Genomic DNA, 18,689 nt, shown 5'->3' on the forward strand with positions numbered 1-18,689 from the left:
GAGCCGCTAACCATTTTTTGAGAGTTTTATGAAAGTGCCCTCGGTTGGCTTGGGTTTGCGGGTGGTTGGGAGGGCTTTCATGAAAATAGAATTTCCGTCGCGGGCTGGAGCCTCGAAATGTTTAGCATTGAACGCCGCCGGCGTGACTGCAAATCAAACACGTTGGAAGTCTTTGGCAATGGCGCCGAACACGCTGGTGGGGATTTTTGCGGTAGCGGCAAACATTGCCCAGGAGTCGACGGCATCATTCACTTCGTTGAGAATATTCGCGGCCCCTGGAACATTATGACGCTCAGCGAACACCATGAGCTCTGCATGGGTTATGCCTTGAAATTTGCCTCCGATACTCATCAGATGCTGGAATGTCCAAGGGCCTTGGGGGTTGAACGCATGTGTGACATCGTATGCGGGGGCGAGTGACCACTGCCCACTCGAGTTCATCAGGAACCCAAAGTTTTTGGTGTGGTCGTCACAATTTGCAGCCGCCAAGTTGAACGCCATCCGGCGAAATCCCTGAACCGCAGCAGCTTCACCGAGATCGAGAGCGACAATCGCGTTTTGATATTGGGCATAGTCGTGAACACCAACCGCGTTGTAATCCAACTCGCTCATGGCACACAGCGACTGCATATGCAGCTTTGTCAGACCGTCCGGACGATCGAAGCGGCGGGTCATAAAATGTGCCCGCCCGTTTTCTTCCAATAGACGCGTCTGTGCCATCGTGACACCCGCAGCCTGCGCCATAAGGGAATACGCATACTCAATGCGTCCATACAGCTGAGTGGCACCAAGCTGCCTATCCACACCGATGCCGTCGAACTTCAGCAGCCAAGGCTCCAAGCCGGGCACTGCTTGCTGGCCCGGATAGAGCGCCCCTGTGTCCGGATCGATATTCACAACCGCTTTGGCGCGGGCCCCTCCAGCGCTAGTGCCCACAGCAAGGATCTGCTGCAACGCGGCTTCAGATTCGCTGTCCGTGCCGAGCTTGCCAGCTACCACCTTCCGGGCCGCCTTTACAAGCTCGCCGATGTTGAGCATGGATGCTTCCGGCGCGCCTGGGCCGACATCAGGAACAAATTCAAGAGCCCCCATGCTGCGCGCACCGGCATAAGCCAGCCGGTCCAGCGCACTGAGGTTGCCAAGACTGGCACCTTGGCGCTCCAGTTCAGCAGTAACAATGCTGTGACCGAAACGGTCCGGAAGGGCATCAGCGATTGCCGAAGGCAGCCCATAGAACGTCTCGACCGGCAGTCCTGGGAACGTGTAGCTCCGAGTCCGGCCCGGCATCGTTAATGGCGCGAATTCGATACCGGTACGAACCCACTCCGGTGTGTACTCAAAAACATAGGCACGGGATCGGGTGCCGCGTGCAAGAGCACCGACATACTGCCCCCAAAGGTAGACCTTGATGAGCTGCGCCGATTCAAACGCCATGGGTGCTCGTCTTCTTCCCAACTCGTTTCCTCGGTGCGCGTTGTCTATTGCCAGGTTGGAGGGAAAGCTCCCGCGCCAAGGCCAAAGGGCTGATCTCACCGCCGGTTTCGTCAAGTAGCTCAAACCAATCGGTTCGTCCCAGCGCGCGAACCACTTTGATGAGGACCGCCAGAGTGCCCGGACCGCCATTCTCCAGTTTGCTTAGTGTGGCTCGACTGATGGATGCTCGATCTGCCAAGCTTTGCTGGTCAATCTCACGAGCAAGCCGCGCGCCACGCAGCGATGCACCAATAAAGACCTGCCACTCCGCGGTTGTTCGAGTAATGCCGTTCATACTGGTCACTATAGCCTAAACCATAAACAATGTATAATAATTCAGACGTTATATTGCATGGCCCGCCGCACTCAGGCTCTGGACACACTTCGCGAGAAAAGCCTTCACCGCACCAGCGACACCCCGAACGATGTGCAGTCCGAGCCCTGCAGGAATTTGTTGCAGTGCTAGAAACTCTCGATGTCATGCTCTTCGAGAAATGCTACGTGAAGCTCACTCCAGGCATCCTGGAAAATAAAACCCGCGAAAATTTCACCAGCGGACAATTTATTGCCCTCGCTCTCGCTATTGCCGACGGAGTCAATTTCACACACATCGACGTTCTAGTCGACATCAACAACGTCGAGGAATAACTTGACAGTGGCTACAGCGGTAGGTCAGAAAATTACGAATATCCCACCGACCGTGCCGAATATATGGAGATTTGTTACATCTCAGTCCTAGAAATGATCAACATCGGAACTGACTCTTTCGGCCAAGTTTTACCCGAAATAGCTGGCCTGCGCCATGCCTGAGCGGCAACAACCGTCTTGGCGGTCAAATACCCGGCTACCACTCAATACAACGTTCAGGTTAGCGGCTTGGTTCAACCAGCCTCGGTTCAGACAGGGAGCTATGAGGGCTTCTTCCCCAATTAGTCGATGTCGTTTCAGTGACTAATAAACCCAAGTCCTAGAAACTCCATACTCTTTGGCAACCTGTGAAACAGGTATTCTGTGCTCCAAAATCCAATCAACGCATTTTTTTTGGCACAAAGTTTCAACTATGAGGTTGAAAATGAAATTCAAAGTTTTAAGGGGCGTCTCAGCGGTGCTTCGCCCGGACCATGAGGCCTGAACGCCGAGGCCGTAAGGGTTTCAATGGAAGAGTTCGCAGCCTCACAGTGGGGGTTTGAAAAAACGAACCCGGTCGGAACGTGGGAAGCCGCGTGGGAGAGACTCATTCCGTTCCACACCTTCGCGCCCAATAACGAGGGGGAATCCGAGCCACCAAGCAAAGCCTTTGGGGGCCACGCCGAGGGTGTCATCACAGCGAGCTGGAAACCGGCCCTCGCCTTCCCTGAACAAATAAACCCCCAAATCAGCTAACCAAAGATCCGCTCGCTTACACAAAGAATTTGACAAGCTCATCCTGACCGATGATAAGAAGGTAACAGCCGTCGGGTTCTGGCACCGCGCATACGTCTAATGCGTCGGCATTGGCCTAAACACACCCGTCCTTGCCTACTTCGGCACCACTGAAATTAGAGCTGCAAAAGGAGCCGCGCGACCCTAGCGGCGTGCAAGAAGCCCCGAACGATTCGCTAGCAACGCCGACCAGTATCGCGCCTACCGTGGCAACGCGAACGATTTTCTGCGTGTGCGCAATAGTCGGATTGATGCTTAGGCAAGGTCAAACGTGGGCCTATAGTCGGCGAGTGATAGCGCGTATTTCGGCTCGTTCAAGGGCTTTGGAGTCGACGTTTATTGCGAAAGTTGGTTCATATCGGAAGGTGAAGCCTTGCACAACTGCGCGATTCTGGAGAAGCGAAAAGGCTTCGTTCAACTTTCGCCTCAATTTTACGCTGAATTCCAGATCGGGCCATGCCCGCAAATGGGGCGGAAGCCAGGAAGGGCCAGCTTTCTGCCCCGATTCTACGAGCTGTTTTCGATGAGCGCCTATTAACGCTCGTCAACCAATCGGAAAAAAGGCCCCAAAGCGAAGGCCGGCAGTTCAATGGCTGGCGATGTCGCATCCGTCCTCATCGCACCTAACCGATCTCCCAGATCCTTGGCGTTATTTACTTTAGTTCTCAAGATAAGCGTCGTCTCAGCATCGGCTTGGGGCTGTAACGATGGATAGTTGGTATCTCACATATTCGTTGCCAAGCAGTTCGATTGAGATCCGTCAAATTGACCAAGTCGCTCACAATACAGGAGTAGACGAAGACACAAGGCGAGCCATTGATGGATTCAGTCTTCAAAGTCCGTGAACTCGGCCCGAATTGCTTCAGTGTGCTCACCAAGGCGCGGCACCGGATCCCAGCGGTAGTCGTAGCTGGTGACTTCGACAGGCGGTTTGATGACCCTGATCGGGCCTCCCTCTGTTTCGATCTGGTGCCATCGATTCCTGTACTCTAGCTGTGGGTGTTCAGCGAGCCCTTCGATTGTGCGCAACACCGCGTTTGCGATTCCAGCGCTTTCCAGCAACTCAATCGCCTCCGAAGTCGTGGTGCGTTCGAAGCGCTTGCTGAGGATTTCTTGCAGTTCTTTCCGGTGCTGCACTCGCAAGCCGTTGGTGCGGAAATGACTATGGTCGCAAAGAGTGGTGTCCTCCAGTACTGTGCTGCAAAGGCGCAACCACTCGCCCTGATTTTGGACGCTCAAGAAGACCGCTCCGTCGCTCGTTTCCACGGAGCCATAGGGAGCCAGCGTGACATGGTTCGCGCCCGAGCGCACAATCGGCTCACCCGAATAGGTTGAGAAGAGGTAGGGCTGTCCCATCCACTCGCCGATGGCATCGAGAAGCGAGATGCGCAGGTGATCTCCTTGCCCAGATCTTGCACGCGCGAGAAGTGCGGTGAGGATGCCGCTGAATGCGTAGGTACCTGCCGCTATATCCACCACCGAGATTCCGACGCGGGCAGGTTCAGCCGCGGTGCCTGTAATGCTCAGGAGGCCACCCTCACAAGCCACGAGGAGATCGTAAGCCTTCTTATCGCGGTATGGGCCGGTCTCACCGTAGCCGCTGATTGAGGTGTAAATGATTGTCGGGTTAATTGACTTCACTTCTTCATACCCGAACCCCAGCCGATCGATCGCACCTGGCGCGAGGTTCTGGACGAAAACGTCAGCTCGCTTCAACATGGCACGAAGCAGAAGCTGATCCTCTGCTTTTTTTATGTCGAGTACGATGCTCTCCTTGTTGCGATTAAGCCAGACGAAGTAGCTTGATTGGCCGTTCACCGAGGTGTCGTAGTCGCGGGCGAAGTCGCCAGTGGGGCGCTCCACCTTTAGCACCCTAGCTCCGAGATCGGCGAGATGTCTTGTGGCGAAGGGCGCGGCGACGGCCTGTTCAATCGATACGACTGTGATGTTATCCAAGGGTTGCATTATTGCTCTGACCGCTCGCCCATGATTCTGCGAGCTCTTTTGAATAAGGGCGCATCGACCATCTCGTCTCCGACACGGGTCACTCCTGCAGAACTCTCGGCGGCATGGATTCTTTCCGCCCACTGCCTCTCTGCCTCCGACGGCATGTAGCCGGTTCGAATCGGAGCGATTTGGAATGGGTGGATGCAGAGAGATCCTCCGAACCCGAGTTCGCACCCGTGCCTCCCGTGCTGCTCGATTGTTGCTAAATCCCCGATGTTAAAGCAAGGTGAGTCGAGGGGTGCCTCAAGGCCCGCCGCGGCCGAGGCGACAACCAGTACGCTCCTCGCATAGAGCAAACTCATCTCGGTCATCCGACATCCAGTATCTGCAGCAAAGTCCGCTGCACCAAACGCGAGCCTGCTCACTCGGTCGTGCTGCGCGAGAGACGATGCTGCTTCGACACCCGCGCCAGATTCAATCAACGCGATGAGCGCGCATGCATCAGGTAGTAGGTCTCCCAATGCATCAATAGATTCGCGGTGTTCGGCTTTAGGAAGGATCACCGCGGCGGGAAACCGGTCGTTGTGTCGGAGGTGCCCGAGAAAGGCAGCGTCTTCGTCAAAGAAGGGGCTGCCAAGAGAGTTGAGCCGAACCCACGTGCGGGAAACCGCTGCCTCAGGTGAGGACAGCAACCATCGCGCAGCTGTATCCCGAGCCTGCTGCTTGTGCCCTGGAGCAACCGCATCTTCTAGGTCAATAATGATTGCATCTGCTCCGGAGGCGAGCGCCGTGTCAAAGCGTTCGCCGTGCGTACCAGGTACGAACAGTGCTGTGAGAACAGGCTCCATCCTCATCCGCCCAGAGCACCGACTTTGAAGATAGTGGTCTTGGTTTGTGTCGTCGCAAACAGAGCCTCGAGGCCCTTCTCTCGACCGTAACCGGAATGCTTGAACCCCCCAAACGGCAACTCAACCCCCCCGCCAGCGCCGAAGTTATTTACGAAGACCTGTCCCACGTGGACCCCCTGGGACACCCGATAGGCGATGTCGATGTTTTGAGTCCATACGGCCGCGATGAGTCCGTACTCTGTCGAATTGGCGAGTTCAATAGCTTCAAGCGTCGTGTCGAAGGGCATAGCGACAAGAACCGGACCGAAGATCTCTTCCTGCGCTATGGGAGAGAAAGGGTCCACATTGTCGATAAGCGTCGGCGAGTAATAGAATCCTCCGGCCTCCCCGACTACTGCGTGGCCGCCGGTCAGTACCTTCCCCGATGCACCTGCAACGTAGTTCTCCACCCTCGCGAGTTGCTTCTGTGAGATTAGCGGACCAAGATCAGGGTCTTCGCGACCTGGGCCGATTCGCACCTTCTCCATTTCGGCTGCGATCCTCGAGACTACTTCTTCGTGCACGCGACGGTCCACGATTAGCCGTGACCCAGCGGAACAAGTCTGGCCTGCATTCTGAATGATGGTCCTGACCGCCGTGGGAACGACCTCGTCCAGATCGGCGTCTGCAAAGACAATGTGTGGCGACTTCCCGCCGAGTTCGAGGATTACAGGTATCAGTTGCTGTGCGGCGGCGGCGGCGATTGCCTTCCCCACCTCGGTGGAGCCGACGAAGCCGATGTGATCGATTCCCTCTTGCGCTGAGAGCGCCGCGCCCGCTTCGGTTCCGATTCCGGTGACGACATTGATGACACCCGCGGGGATACCAGCCTCCACTGCGAGTTGTGCGAGACGCACCGCCGTGCGCGGTGTTTCGTCGGCGGGCTTTACGACAACGGCATTGCCCGTGGCGATTGCAGGCGCGACTGCCCGAGCAAATAGTTGGAGTGGGTAGTTCCACGCGAGGATGTGCGCAATCACGCCAAAAGGTTCCCGCGTGGTTACCGCTTGATACTGCGGGTCAAGGGGAATTTGGTATCCATAGAACGATTCAATCGCCCTGGAGTAAAACTGGAAGTAGCGAGCGCAAACATTGACGTCGTTACGAGCCTGTGAAATCGGCTTTCCGGTATCTTCACTCTCGAGCAAGCTGAGCTCGTCTATGTGCGTGCGGATGAGACGCGAAAAATTGTCGAGCGCGTCTGCGCGACGCACCGTGGAGGTCGCGGCCCAGCCAATTTGTGCTTCCCGTGCCGAAGCGACAGCAAAAGAGGTTTCCACCACACTTCCGCGGGCAACGTCGCCAAGGACCTTTCCCGTCGACGGATCGATGTTGACATAAGTGGTGGAAGCAGGAACATCTACGCCATTTATAAAGCAGTGAGTGGTCATAAGGTTTCTCCTGTACTCAGATCGTCAAATTGAGGAATCAAAGACGATTCCACCGCGGGTGATGGATCGTTCCGCCACAGCGTTGATACCGTCCATTGCTTGGTCGAATGTGTATTCCTGATCGACCAGGGTCTCCCAGGGAAGATCAGTTGTAGACGAGACGAACTCGATAGCACGTCCCAGGACGGGTGCTGGGTAACGGAGCGCTGCGCGCATCTGGATGCCGCTGCGCGTGAAATAGCCAGGGTCGAAGTCGGTGTACCGACCTGGGCTGATGCTTCCGATCGAGATGAAAATACCACCCTTGCGAACCGATTGGACGCCCTCCCAGAAGGCCGTGGCGGCGCCGGTGAGATCGATGACGACGTCGGCACCCTCTCCACCTGTGGCTTCTCTAAGCTGAGCAACTCGACCCTCGGAGGAGTCCGGAATGGATAAGTCAATCGCGTTATGGGCTCCGAAATCAAGTGCCTTTGGCAGTCGGCTGGTCACCACCTCCGCGACATGTACCTCCGCGCCACGTTTTGAGGCGACGGCGCTCGCGCAGACCCCGAGACCGCCTGCGCCGAGAATGAGGACCTTCTGCCCTCGAGTTACCTCGGCCAGTTCCACGCCAAATGTCACCTGAGATAGTGCGCAGTTTGCGGACGAAATGGCACGGCTCGTCACATGGTCGGGCACCTTATATACGTATTGATTCGGCCCGATGGCCCAGTGCGTTCCGTATGTTCCATGGAAATGGGGTGCCTCATTGGCCGTCTTGCTCCAACCCTCGTATCCGTTGCGGCATAGGTTCAGGTTGCCGGAGTTGCACTCTGGGCATCGACGACACGCTTGGAAGTATGTCGCGACGACCCGATCGCCCTCTTGGAGACGGTGGCCTGCGAAGTCGGTGTTAACTCCTGAACCCAGAGCATGGACAGTGCCAATGCCCTCATGTCCCATGCAGCACCCGACGTTGATAGTGGGGTGCCGTCCGTTCAGAATTGCAACGTCTGACCCACAAACGTTTGCTCGTACCATCTTTAGGATCATTCCGCCGGGTACGGGAGCCGGAACCGCATACTCGCGCTGCTCCACTTTTCCGGGCTCGGTGATTACGGTGGTGATTCCAGTAATAGTCACTTTGACTCCATTCTTAAGTTCCTCATTGAACTATTTACAACTTGCGTAAACGTTAGTTCGAAGCGATGCATTCCGTCAAGCCTGAATTGCAACAATTCAATTAATCATTGGCTTTATAACATTTACGTAATTATACTTGCGTTCATAGTGTCGCCCCCATAGATTTCAAGTGCGCTCCTGCCTAACAGGAGTTAGCTGATCAAGGAGGATCATATGACAATTCGGAACACACCTCACACGAGGCGATCGAGTTTCTTACGCCGGGCAAAGTGGATCGCAACCATTATGGCTGCATCGATGGCGTTGGCCGGTTGCACGAACGCTGTTAGCGAAACAGCCACCAGCAGCAGCGCAGAAACCGCCCCTGTAATCTCGGGTGACATCTGCGCCGACTACAGCGGCAAGACAATCGGCGTAGTCCACCTCACCTCTGCGGATGAGAATGAGGGAACTCTAGTTGCAGCACTTAGGCAGGCTTCGGAAAAGGCCGGCCTTAATTGGACATTCATAGAGTCGGACTCTCAGGGCTCAGCGGCAAAATCCCAGCAGGCGATTTCGGCATACGTGAACCAGGGCGTCGACGCAATCATCCTGATGGTGGTTAGCGCGCGCGACGTGCAGTCTCAGCTTCAAGACGCCGCAGCTGCTGGAATTCCGGTATTCGGTCAGTGGTCCTTCTCTGCGCTCGATCCTCTGATCAACAGTGATTACACCGTCCCAATGGGAATGGAAGCTGCGGATCTGGCCACGTACATGTACTCGGACCTTTACCTCCAACATCCCGAAGGTGATATCGAGGTCGCGCTAGTGAACTCGAGCGCTGACATTTTCGGCCCCCGCGTCCAAATTGTGCGCAGCCTCGCGGAACTATATCCGCGCATCAAAATTGTCGATAGCGCAGACATCGACTTCACCGATCTCAATGGCAGCACCACCAGGATCGCGGAAGCCTTCATGTCCAAGCATCCAGACCTGAAAGCCATCTGGAACATCTACCCAGTGTCGGTGACAGCAGCAGCTCAGGCTGTAATTGCGGCGGGCAAAGCTAAAGATATCGCAGTTTACGGTCCAGTTGCTCAGTCGGTTGGAATTGCCGCGCTCGCCGATCCGGAGAACCCATTCAAGGCCATGCCGTGGATGGACTTCGACTACGAGTCCTTCAAGACTGTTGAAAGCATCCTCGGCAAATTCGCCGGCCTTGAGGCTAATCGCCTGGAGGCCTTCGAGGATCCAGCCCCGATGAAGCTGTTCACCAAGGAGACCGCTTACCAACTCAATGGAGAGGGCGTTGCTTCCGGCATCGGCTGGACTCAAAACCAAGGGGCCTGGAAGGACCCAATGGTGAAAAGTTGGGGTGCATCGTTCCCTTGCTCGTAGAGTTATAAAGTCAACTGAGATTCAAAGGAGAATGATCGAATGAGTAACACTGAGGAGTCGACCCTGACCCAACGGAGGTCAGGGTCGACGCGGGCCAGCGTTCTTCGGCGTCGGCTAGGGCCGTGGGGTGTCCCATTAATCCTGGTTGCCGTAGTTGTCACATTCCAGCTAATTAACGAGCGGTTCCTATCGATGGAGAACATCGCCACCATACTCGAGGGGGCCATGCTTCCAGCCATCGTGGCCTGTGCGTTAACGGTGGTCCTGATCATGGGGCAATTTGATCTTTCGATTCAAGCGATGGCCGGGTTTGCGACGGTGTTCTTTGCCGTTCTGATGGCTAACTTTAACTTGACGGTCATATCGGCCCTTCTCATCATGGCCGTCGTGGCAGTAATCTTGGGTCTGGTGAATGGTTGGTTCGTGGCGTATCGAGGGCTCAACGCGCTGGTGGTCACCATCGCCACGGCATCGCTGCTTAATGGTGGTGAGTTCTTTGTCTCAGATAGCAAGTCGATCTCGGTGGGGATCGACAAGTCGTTTGTCGGGTTCGTGCGCTCCGACGCTTTGGGTGTGCCGATCTTGGTCTGGATTACGCTGGCAATCGCGGGTCTTGTGTGGCTGATGCTGGACCAGACCCGCTTCGGTCGGGAGCTCAAGGCCGTCGGCTCGAACTCGGAGGCCGCAAGGTTTGCCGGGGTCAACGTACGCCGCGTTGTCATGCTCGGTTTTGTCGTCTCCGCAGCGCTCTGTGTGATAGCGGGGGTACTCTACACGGGACGGCAGGCGCAGGCGTATCCGCTAACAGGGCTCGAAGTTCTCCTCCCATCATTCGCTGCGTGCTTTATCGGGGCCGCGATGTTCAAGATGGGTAAATTCAACATCCCGGGCACCTTAGTAGGAGCATTGCTTGCCTCTATTGTTGCAAATGGTCTTCTCCTCGCGAATGTCGGCGGTTACACGAGCTACTTCTTTCAGGGCGCGATCTTGCTCGGCGCCGTGTGGTTCGCTCGGATCGTTACCGGCAAGGGGGGCATGTGAGATGACAAACCCGACTAGTCCGGTTCTGAGAGCTCAAGGTCTGACGAAGCGGTATGGCGGGGCGCTCGCGCTCTTGGACTTCCGGCTGGAGTTGGCCCCCGGGGAAGTCGTCGCCTTGGTCGGCCACAACGGCGCTGGGAAGTCAACTGCGAGCAAGATTATGGCTGGCTTTGTTCGGCCGGATGAGGGGTCGCTCGAGATTGCGGGGGAGACCGTCGAACGATGGAGTCCTTGGCAGGCCCGCAAGCATGGCGTGGCGCTCGTGCCGCAGCAATTTTCTATCGTTCCGGAAATCACTGTCGCGGAAAATATCTCGCTTGGCGGTCGAGTGGACCGTGAGGTGTTGAATTCAGTGGCGGTGGAGCTAGGTCTAGAGCAGGTGATGTCTCGGCACGCGAGCGAAGTATCCCCGGCAACTCACCGATTGACGATGATCGGCCGTGCTTTGGTGCGCGACCCGCGCGTCATAATTTTGGATGAGCCGACGGCGGCCTTCTCAAGCGCGGAGACGGAGCGTTTGTTCGCGATAATCGAACGGCTGCGGGATCGCGGGATCGCCGCTATCTATATCTCGCATCGCCTACAGGAGGTACTCGATATCTCTGACCGCGTTCTCGGAATGTCTGCGGGAGCGATAATCTGCGATCAACCATCGAGCGAACTCACAAAGGACGCTCTCGCCGATATCATCTCAGGAAACCACGGTTCATTGCTAGAGAGGCGAGCTGTGACTCAGGCTGAGTCTGAGAGCTCATCGGGAAACCAAGAGGTCCTAATGCGGGTGCGCGGAATGTGCACCCCAGAGAAGCTTCGCGACGTGAATTTCGAGGTTCATCGGGGCGAGGTTCTTGGCATAACTGGGCTGATCGGCGCTGGTCGAAGCTCACTGTTAAACACGTTGTGGGGTATGTATGGACAGCCTGAAGCCGAGGTGTTGGAGTTGGCTGGTGTCCCGTTCGTGCCTAGCTCCGCCATGGCTTCAGTGAGACAAGGGCTCGCCTTCGTGCCCGAGGGGCGCATGCGCACCTCGGTAATCCCAGACCTCAACGTGACTGAGAACGTAACGCTTGCGACGCTTCGCGTCGGACGCAAGTTCAAGAATCCCCTGCTCAATAAGTTCGCAGAGATCAAGATCGTATCGAAAATGCTGAACGCACTTGACACTAAGCCGGAAGGGGCAGCACGCATGCAAATGAGCGAACTCAGCGGTGGTAACCAGCAGAAGGTGGTCATTGCACGCTGGCTACTCAGCGACGCGCAAGTATTCATGTTCGACGAGCCAACTGAGGGCGTTGACATCGCTGCGCGGCGAGAAATTTACTCCGTGATCAGGGACCTAGCAGGCAAGGGATCCGCGGTGATTATATCCTCGTCTGATGTCGAAGAGGTCGTGGAATTTACTGATCGGATTCTCATCATGCGTGGTGGAGAACTCGTCGAGGAGATCCCCAGGGAGCATCAAAATGTGGCCTACGTCAGCCGAGCGTGCCTGTGACTTCGGGACTTAGGCGACTTCAGATTGAAAAACTACAAAGGAGTATCAAATTATGAACGACAGACTGCAAGACGTGGTAACTGGGATGCGTTTCCCCGAGGGAAACCGGTGGAGGGACGGTAAGCTCTGGTTTTCCGACATGCACACGGGAGAAGTCTTCGTCTTAGACCCTGTGCATGAGGATACTCCCCGGCTCCTTACGACACTCGACTGCCAGTCCTCTGGGCTTGGCTGGCTTCTTGACGGGCGTTTCATCGTTAGTGCGATGAATGAACGAGTACTTCGGACGATAAACGAGGACGGAACGACCTCCATTTTTGCGGACCTCACAAAGGTAAGCGAATCACTGATTAACGACCTCATGGTTGACGCGGAAACAGGGCGGACATATGTGGGCGCCTTCGGATACGACGTTTACGGCGGGGAGGAAGCAAAGACAGGACCGCTTTACGTAGTTGAGCCGGATGGATCTGCCCGCCTCGCCGCCGACGGCTTTGTTTTTCCCAACAGCGCGAACATAGTGCCTGGGACTCGGACCCTCGTGCTTGGAGAGACGTGGGGCCATGTCATGACAGCTTTTGACATCTTGCAGAACGGCAACCTAGACAACCGCAGGATTTGGGCTCAGCTACCCGAAGGGACGACTCCAGATGGAAGCTGCGTAGACCTCGAGGGTGGAATTTGGATTTCATCGCTCGAGACAGGAGAGTTTCTCCGCGTGCTCGAGGGTGGCGAAATCACTGACCGTATTGAAGTCCCTGGCCGCTGCGCCATCGACTGCGTTCTTGGGGGAGACGACGGCCGTACACTCTTTATTTCGACTGCTGACAGTTACATGCCGGCGGTTACGGAGCGCACACGAGATGGGAAGATCCAGGCAGTCCGGGTGTCGGTGGCGGGGCCGGTGTAGCTATTGGGCCAGCATGCAGATTTTTATCCGATTGTTCCGAGCGTTGCACATAGGAACCTCAGCGGTAGTTCCTGTACCTTATATATTTTATAGTCGATGCGGATAGTGAATTAGGTGATCAATGTCATTGCTTGGCAGATTCGATGACGCTGTAACGAAGAGCTCTATGGCCGCGAGAGTGCTTCGTGAAGCGATTCGGGATGGAACATTTCCACCTGGCATGCAACTAAAACTGACGGTGTTGGCGAAAGAGCTCAACATGAGCTACACCCCTCTTCGCGAGGCGCTGCAGATCCTCAGCGCTGAGGGGTTTGTCGAGACTCGGGCACACTCAAGCGCGGTGGTGCTCGGATTTGACCTCGAAAGAGCTCGTGAAATTTATGAGCTCCGGTTGGTGCTTGAGCCGTATGCGGCTCGAGCAGCCTGTGGCCGCGCGACTTATGACGATATATCGAGCCTGATTGCGATCAACGAAGACATGCTTCAGGCAGCGCAGGACGATCGCCTTGATCTAATTCCGTCACTGAACAAGCAGTTTCATATGCTCCTATACACACTCTCGGGCATGTCGGTTCTTCTTGAGTTTATTCAGAAGCTCTGGAATGGAGTGCCATACCAGGCCATTAGCTTGAGCGACCGGGTGCACGAGTCGATAGGGGGGCACGAAGCTGTTCTGTCTGCGTTGAGAGCAAATGATGCCGACAAAGTCGCGGCGGCACTTTATGAGCACATCTCGGCGGGCGCTCAGGCCGCCATGACGCAGCTCGAGGCTGGGTAGCACTCGGGCGCAGCTATGAACTGCAGCGGGCAGCCTTAAACCGCTCCTTCTTTCCGGAGAGCTGCAATCTCGTGCGGGTCGAGATGAAGAATTCGGCTGAGGACGCTATCTGTATCGGCACCGAGATCCGGCCCAGCGTGAACGATTGCTCCCGGTGTCCGCGAGAGGCGCGGCATTGGAGCTGGCATCGGCACCACTCCGATGCCTTGCGCGGGCACCCAGGCAACGGCTGCACGCTCTTGGACGTGGGGGTCTGTCAGGATGTCGGCGGCGGTATTGATACCGCCCGAGGGCACTCCTACGTCGTTTAGAAGAGCGATGACGTCCTCCGAGGGATGCTGAAGTGCCCATTGAGCCACGATTTCATCGATCTCGGTCTGTCGCTCTCCCCGCGCGATGTGGGTTTTGAAACGAACATCCTCTGCGAGTTCGGGCTGCCCCATGGCAGATGCGAGGCGCGAGAACACGGTGTCTTGGTTCGCAGCAATCACAACGTAGCGATCGTCGGCTGCGAGATACGCATTCGATGGGGCGATTCCTGGTAGCGTCGGCCCGGTGCGCTCGCGAATCACATCGAAGATCGCATAATCGGCTAGCAGAGACTCAGTCAAGGCGAGCACAGATTCGTATATCGCTGTGTCGACCTCTTGTCCCTTTCCCGAATGCTCGCGCTCGTACAATGCAGTGATTATACCGAGGGCCGAGTAAAGTCCCGCGAGAGAGTCCCCGAGTGATAGACCGACCCTCACTGGTTGTCGGTCTGGATATCCGACCAGGTGTCGGAGACCAGCCATCGCCTCGCCGATCGCTGCGTAGCCGGCGCGCTGGGCATAAGGTCCATCCTGACCGTAGCCGCTAACGTGAGCGATGATTAGGCGAGGATCCTTCTTCATGAGATCTTCGGGTGCCAGGTTCCACTTCGCAAGAGTGCCGGGGCGAAAGTTTTCGACGAGCACATCGGCTTGCGATATGAGCTCGCCCGCGATTCGCTGCCCGCTTTTCATGCGCAGGTTGCACGTGACCGACTGCTTGTTCCGCGCAAGAGTGGACCACCAAACCCCTTTCCCGTCCTCGCTTTGCCGTCCCCAGGAGCGGAGAGCATCGCCCTGATCAGGAGGTTCAATTTTTATTACCTCGGCGCCGAGGTCACCAAGGATTTGCCCACAATAAGGGCCAGCGATGAGTGACCCCATCTCAATTACGCGTATACCTTCTAAAGGTCGGACGGCCATAGTCATTCTTAGGTCTCCCTTGATTGACTGCAACACTACACCGCCGAACGGGCCTCATGGGAGAAGACGCACCGCTTAGGAAGTCTTATTACATAATGTATTTATGCTGAAACAATTGGGTATTATATCTAGCAGAGGTGAGCGATGTGGGCCCTTATCAGCACCTCCGAGAACCCATTACGACACGAGGCGAGACCGAAGACGGAGGCCGGCAACCCATGACCGAATCCACGCACACGGATGTAATAGTCGTCGGTGCAGGGTTGGCCGGATCAATCACGGCAACGGAACTGGCTCGAGCGGGATACTCGGTGCTGTGCCTTGAGCAGGGCGACTGGCCCCACTACGGACGTGACGGAGTGGTGCACGACCTTGAGTCAGAGACGGCAGCTGAGCGCTGCTGGAAGCGCGATCCGAACGATCGAGACAACTCTTCTGACTATCCAATTGATGATTCAGAGTCGGATGTCGCAGCGCTCATGTGGAATGGTGTCGGAGGGAGTACCGTCCTCTATCTCTCTAAGTGGAATCGCATGACACCCGGAGACTTCCGTGTGAAATCGCAGGACGGTGTCGCGGAGGATTGGCCAATTAGCTACGAGGACCTTGAGCCTTTTTATGTGGAGGTAGAGAGTCAACTCAAAATCGGTGGTTTGAGTGGAGATCCCGCCTATCCCAAAGGCGAAGGACCTCTTCTCCCGCCGATTCCTCTCCGTGATTTCGGTCGTCTCATAGCGAAGGCCTTCAATGACCGTGGCATGGCTTGGTGGCCTGGTGCAAGCTCTGTTTTCCCGGGAAAGCGCCGCCTCAAGTCGAGCGAAATGGATGGCGCGGTCAAGATGTCGACCGATGTACGTCTCTGGCCAGAGGCGTTGAGCCTTGGTGTGGAGCTCCGCACTCATTCTCGTGTCAGCCGGGTACTGACTGAAGGGGATCGAGCAGTTGGGTGTGAATATGTCGATAGGGGCGGTAAGCGTCACAGCGTCTACGCGGATTCCGTGATTCTTTGTGCGAACGGCATCGGTACGCCCAGGATTCTTTTGATGTCAAAGTGCGAGCAACACCCAGACGGACTCGCAAATTCATCAGGGCTCGTCGGCAAGCGTCTCATGATGCACCCGTTTGGCGCAGTCGCAGGAGTCTTCGACCACGATATTGAGTCCGCGGTAAGTCCGCTTGGTCAGCAACTCCAGAGCATGCACTTCTATGAAAGCGACCCATCGCGTGGATTCGTCCGCGGGGTCAAGTGGGGGCTCCAACCGACTGGGGGTCCTCTCAGCCTTACGCGTTCCTATCCTTGGGAGGCAGCGAACGAGTCCCTTTGGTACGAGAACTTTCACAGTACGGTGAAGCGACGGTACAACAGGTCCGCCATGTTTAGTTTCGTCGGCGAAGACCTCCCGCTCGAATCGAATCGTGTCGAGCTCGACGAAGAGTCGAGCGACGACAGCGGGCTCCCCGGCGTTAAGATACGGTACCGAGCGGATGACAATTCGCGGGCCCTGCTCGAGTGGCACACGCGTGAGGCAAAAGAGGTCTTCTTGGCGGCGGGCGCAATCGACGTGGTTGCAGCCCCGATGGTGAGACAGAGCGGCTGGCACCTCATGGGAACAGCCGTCATGGGCGATGACCCCCGTACCTCGGTCACTGACAAACATGGCCGGTGCCACGATATTTCCAACCTGTACATCTTCGACTCAAGCACCTGGGTCACCTCAGGCGGACTCAACCCAGTCGCTACGCAGGCTGCGCTTGCGCTGTGGTCGACGAGGGCTTTTATAGCGGAGGGTAAAATCCATGAAAAGTGAGCTCACCTCTGTGCAACGCGATACGTTGCGATTATTCGCCCTAACTCTGATCCCGTCTAGCCCCGATGGCCCCTCCGCCGATGAGGCCGAGGTTGCACCAACCTGGATAGACGTGACCTTGGCCGAGCGGCCGGACTTAGTACCCGGAGTGCTGCGGATTCTTGACGCCTATGACGGTTCCGAGCCTCGTCTGTATCTCGAGCGGCTGGAGCGTGAGGCAAAGGGAGACTTTGCGAAAATTACCTATGCCATCGCGGGGTCATACTTCAAATCGCCGGTGGCCAAAGAATGGCTGGGGTTCGCTAGGATCCTTGACGAGTATGAGAGCGCCGAGCCGGAGCCAACGAAGGAAACGATGGAACTGCTGCAACCGGTGCTTGCGCGCGGGGCATTTTACCGCCCAACTTCGCTGCGTAGGCACCCCTTGCCCGAGGAGCTGTCATGAAGCACGTCGAAATCTTGGAAGTGGGTCCACGAGACGGACTGCAAAATGAGGACAGGGTTCTCGATGTCGACACACGTGTCGAGCTCATCAATCGTTTGGTGAGCGCCGGTGTTCGGCGAATGGAAGCCGTGAGTTTCGTGCGCCCTGATCTCGTGCCGCAGATGGCTGGCGCGGAAGAGGTAATGGCACAGGTGCCGCACTCGGCTGATGTCTCCTACGTTGGTCTGGTGCTGAATCGCCGCGGTGCTGAGCGGGCCGTCGAGACGCAGGTGCAGGAGCTCAACATGGTTGTGCCCGTCACGGATACCTTTGCTATGCGTAACCAGGGTAGGACTGTCGAGCAGCTCCTAGTAGAGGCTGCAGAAACGGTGCAGATAGCGAAGGAAGCCGGACGATTCGCAAGTGTCACGCTGGCGGTATCGTTTGGGTGCCCGTTCGAGGGAGTGGTATCGCTGGAGCGGGTGGAAGAAGTCGTGCGGGCTATCCTCGACATGGGTTGCGACGAGATTGCCTTTGCCGACACCATCGGCGTCGGCGGGTCGAGACGCGTGCGCGAGTTCGCTCAAATGGCGAAGAGCCTATTCGGTCCGGAGCTCTTGCGCTTTCACTTCCACAACACTCGTAACACGGGTTATAGCAATGCCGTGACGGCTGTGAGTGAGGCAGCCGCTCTTAATATGCCCTTGGTGATCGATGCCTCGGTTGGAGGGTTTGGTGGTTGCCCCTTTGCGCCGGCGGCTACTGGTAACATAGCGACCGAGGACGTTCTCTACGGATTCTCCGTTGATGGGGTTTCTATGAAAGGCAATCTCGATGCTGTCGCGCTCGTCGAACATGCCAGGTGGTTGAGCTTGCAATTAGACAAGCAGGTTCAGTCCCTCATCCCGAAAGCTGGGTGGTTCCCCGCCTGACTCGCCCAAATTGGCCGACATAGGGTGGTGTTGATGTGAGACCGAATTGCAGGATGGTTTCTGGGCCAATGGCTGCATTCCCAACGAGTCACTTTGTGGCGAATAGACCCCTAGAACTCCTTACTTTCAATATGTTGGATGAGAGTCTGAACTTGACGGGAGAATACGGTTTGGTGCCGGAGGGTCGCTGGTTCGGTTTTTACTCAGGGCATCGCTGAGCCAGGCGACTGGCATTTGGCACCCATAAAGACGCGGTAGCTGGCAACCAACGCACCCGGGGTAGGTTTATGGCTTCGAGACCGGCCCCGCTTGGAGCGCGCTGAGTTCTTATGGAACGTCCTCGGTACGGATGCCTAGGAGAATTTTGGCTGTTCATTTCGGCTCGTACTTTTGCAGAGAGCTTTCGATCCAACCTCCCAATTGCTCACTGCCGAATCGCCAAGGCTG

At 56.4% G+C, this 18,689-nt stretch carries 18 protein-coding genes and 1 pseudogene; 10 read left to right on the top strand and 9 right to left on the bottom strand.

The genetic code is table 11. The annotated features are described in order from the left end of the window. Positions 1 to 153: 153 nt before the first annotated feature. Positions 154 to 1,533, bottom strand: coding sequence for a type II toxin-antitoxin system HipA family toxin (locus BLP47_RS01760; protein ID WP_197672384.1), 1,380 nt, complete (start codon positions 1,531 to 1,533; stop codon positions 154 to 156). Next, positions 1,424 to 1,768 carry a helix-turn-helix domain-containing protein gene (locus BLP47_RS08625; RefSeq protein ID WP_091849785.1) on the bottom strand — a complete coding sequence of 115 codons (345 nt, stop codon included), beginning with the start codon at positions 1,766 to 1,768 and terminating at the stop codon, positions 1,424 to 1,426. Before BLP47_RS08625 ends, BLP47_RS01760 begins: the two co-directional genes overlap by 110 nt. A gap of 29 nt (positions 1,769 to 1,797) precedes the next feature. On the opposite strand from BLP47_RS08625, the gene BLP47_RS08410 reads away from it, so the two are divergent. Then, entirely contained in the window at positions 1,798 to 2,121 is a 324-nt protein-coding gene (locus BLP47_RS08410; protein ID WP_157671346.1) for a hypothetical protein, read from the top strand. Between the two features lie 74 nt (positions 2,122 to 2,195). On the opposite strand, the gene BLP47_RS08600 is transcribed toward BLP47_RS08410, so the two are convergent. Then, a complete protein-coding gene (locus BLP47_RS08600) occupies positions 2,196 to 2,324 on the bottom strand; it encodes a hypothetical protein (protein ID WP_256381062.1) in 129 nt (42 codons plus the stop codon). A 304-nt stretch (positions 2,325 to 2,628) separates the two neighbouring features. On the opposite strand from BLP47_RS08600, the gene BLP47_RS01775 reads away from it, so the two are divergent. Then, complete coding sequence (locus tag BLP47_RS01775; RefSeq protein WP_091849789.1) at positions 2,629 to 2,856, top strand: hypothetical protein; 228 nt, start codon at positions 2,629 to 2,631, stop codon at positions 2,854 to 2,856. 864 nt (positions 2,857 to 3,720) lie between these two features. On the opposite strand, the gene BLP47_RS01780 is transcribed toward BLP47_RS01775, so the two are convergent. The 5 genes and pseudogenes from BLP47_RS01780 to BLP47_RS08630 form a co-directional block, all read right to left on the bottom strand. Next, positions 3,721 to 4,860, bottom strand: coding sequence for a CaiB/BaiF CoA-transferase family protein (locus BLP47_RS01780; RefSeq protein WP_091849791.1), 1,140 nt, complete (start codon positions 4,858 to 4,860; stop codon positions 3,721 to 3,723). Continuing rightward, positions 4,860 to 5,690, bottom strand: a complete 831-nt coding sequence (locus BLP47_RS01785) for a CoA ester lyase (protein ID WP_157671349.1) — start codon at positions 5,688 to 5,690, stop codon at positions 4,860 to 4,862. Before BLP47_RS01785 ends, BLP47_RS01780 begins: the two co-directional genes overlap by 1 nt. Positions 5,691 to 5,692: 2 nt before the next feature. Then, positions 5,693 to 7,120, bottom strand: a complete 1,428-nt coding sequence (locus BLP47_RS01790) for an aldehyde dehydrogenase family protein (RefSeq protein WP_091849795.1) — start codon at positions 7,118 to 7,120, stop codon at positions 5,693 to 5,695. A 24-nt stretch (positions 7,121 to 7,144) separates the two neighbouring features. Continuing rightward, positions 7,145 to 7,744 (bottom strand): zinc-binding dehydrogenase, encoded by a 600-nt coding sequence (locus tag BLP47_RS08540; protein ID WP_249883374.1) that lies wholly within the window; start codon positions 7,742 to 7,744, stop codon positions 7,145 to 7,147. 60 nt (positions 7,745 to 7,804) lie between these two features. Continuing rightward, positions 7,805 to 8,155, bottom strand: a pseudogene (locus BLP47_RS08630) (alcohol dehydrogenase catalytic domain-containing protein); the annotation flags it as partial. A gap of 303 nt (positions 8,156 to 8,458) precedes the next feature. Between BLP47_RS08630 and BLP47_RS01800 the strand changes: the two are divergent. From BLP47_RS01800 to BLP47_RS01820, 5 genes are all read left to right on the top strand, one after another. Then, the gene (locus BLP47_RS01800; protein ID WP_091849799.1) at positions 8,459 to 9,622 is read left to right on the top strand and encodes a sugar ABC transporter substrate-binding protein; all 1,164 of its coding nucleotides are present in this window, start codon (positions 8,459 to 8,461) and stop codon (positions 9,620 to 9,622) included. Between the two features lie 192 nt (positions 9,623 to 9,814). Then, on the top strand, positions 9,815 to 10,663 hold the full coding sequence (locus tag BLP47_RS01805) for an ABC transporter permease (protein ID WP_157671352.1): 849 nt from the start codon (positions 9,815 to 9,817) through the stop codon (positions 10,661 to 10,663). Between the two features lies 1 nt (position 10,664). Beyond that, a complete protein-coding gene (locus BLP47_RS01810; RefSeq protein ID WP_172807166.1) occupies positions 10,665 to 12,158 on the top strand; it encodes a sugar ABC transporter ATP-binding protein in 1,494 nt (497 codons plus the stop codon). Positions 12,159 to 12,210: 52 nt separating this feature from the next. Beyond that, the gene (locus tag BLP47_RS01815; protein WP_091849805.1) at positions 12,211 to 13,068 is read left to right on the top strand and encodes an SMP-30/gluconolactonase/LRE family protein; all 858 of its coding nucleotides are present in this window, start codon (positions 12,211 to 12,213) and stop codon (positions 13,066 to 13,068) included. A 121-nt stretch (positions 13,069 to 13,189) separates the two neighbouring features. Further along, positions 13,190 to 13,846 carry a GntR family transcriptional regulator gene (locus BLP47_RS01820; RefSeq protein ID WP_091849807.1) on the top strand — a complete coding sequence of 219 codons (657 nt, stop codon included), beginning with the start codon at positions 13,190 to 13,192 and terminating at the stop codon, positions 13,844 to 13,846. Between the two features lie 35 nt (positions 13,847 to 13,881). Here BLP47_RS01820 and BLP47_RS01825 read toward each other — a convergent pair whose 3' ends face one another. After that, positions 13,882 to 15,084, bottom strand: a complete 1,203-nt coding sequence (locus BLP47_RS01825) for a CaiB/BaiF CoA-transferase family protein (protein WP_091852813.1) — start codon at positions 15,082 to 15,084, stop codon at positions 13,882 to 13,884. Between the two features lie 212 nt (positions 15,085 to 15,296). Here BLP47_RS01825 and BLP47_RS01830 point away from each other — a divergent pair, with 212 nt between their 5' ends. Genes BLP47_RS01830 through BLP47_RS01840 form a run of 3 tightly spaced genes read left to right on the top strand, consistent with a single transcriptional unit; the run spans position 15,297 to position 18,242 of the window. After that, positions 15,297 to 16,886, top strand: coding sequence for a GMC family oxidoreductase (locus BLP47_RS01830; protein WP_157671358.1), 1,590 nt, complete (start codon positions 15,297 to 15,299; stop codon positions 16,884 to 16,886). Beyond that, entirely contained in the window at positions 16,876 to 17,331 is a 456-nt protein-coding gene (locus tag BLP47_RS01835) for a hypothetical protein (RefSeq protein WP_091849811.1), read from the top strand. Before BLP47_RS01830 ends, BLP47_RS01835 begins: the two co-directional genes overlap by 11 nt. Next, complete coding sequence (locus BLP47_RS01840) at positions 17,328 to 18,242, top strand: hydroxymethylglutaryl-CoA lyase (protein ID WP_091849813.1); 915 nt, start codon at positions 17,328 to 17,330, stop codon at positions 18,240 to 18,242. Before BLP47_RS01835 ends, BLP47_RS01840 begins: the two co-directional genes overlap by 4 nt. Positions 18,243 to 18,689: the final 447 nt, after the last annotated feature.

This window comes from Candidatus Aquiluna sp. UB-MaderosW2red (genome assembly GCF_900100865.1).
GTDB lineage: Bacteria > Actinomycetota > Actinomycetes > Actinomycetales > Microbacteriaceae > Aquiluna.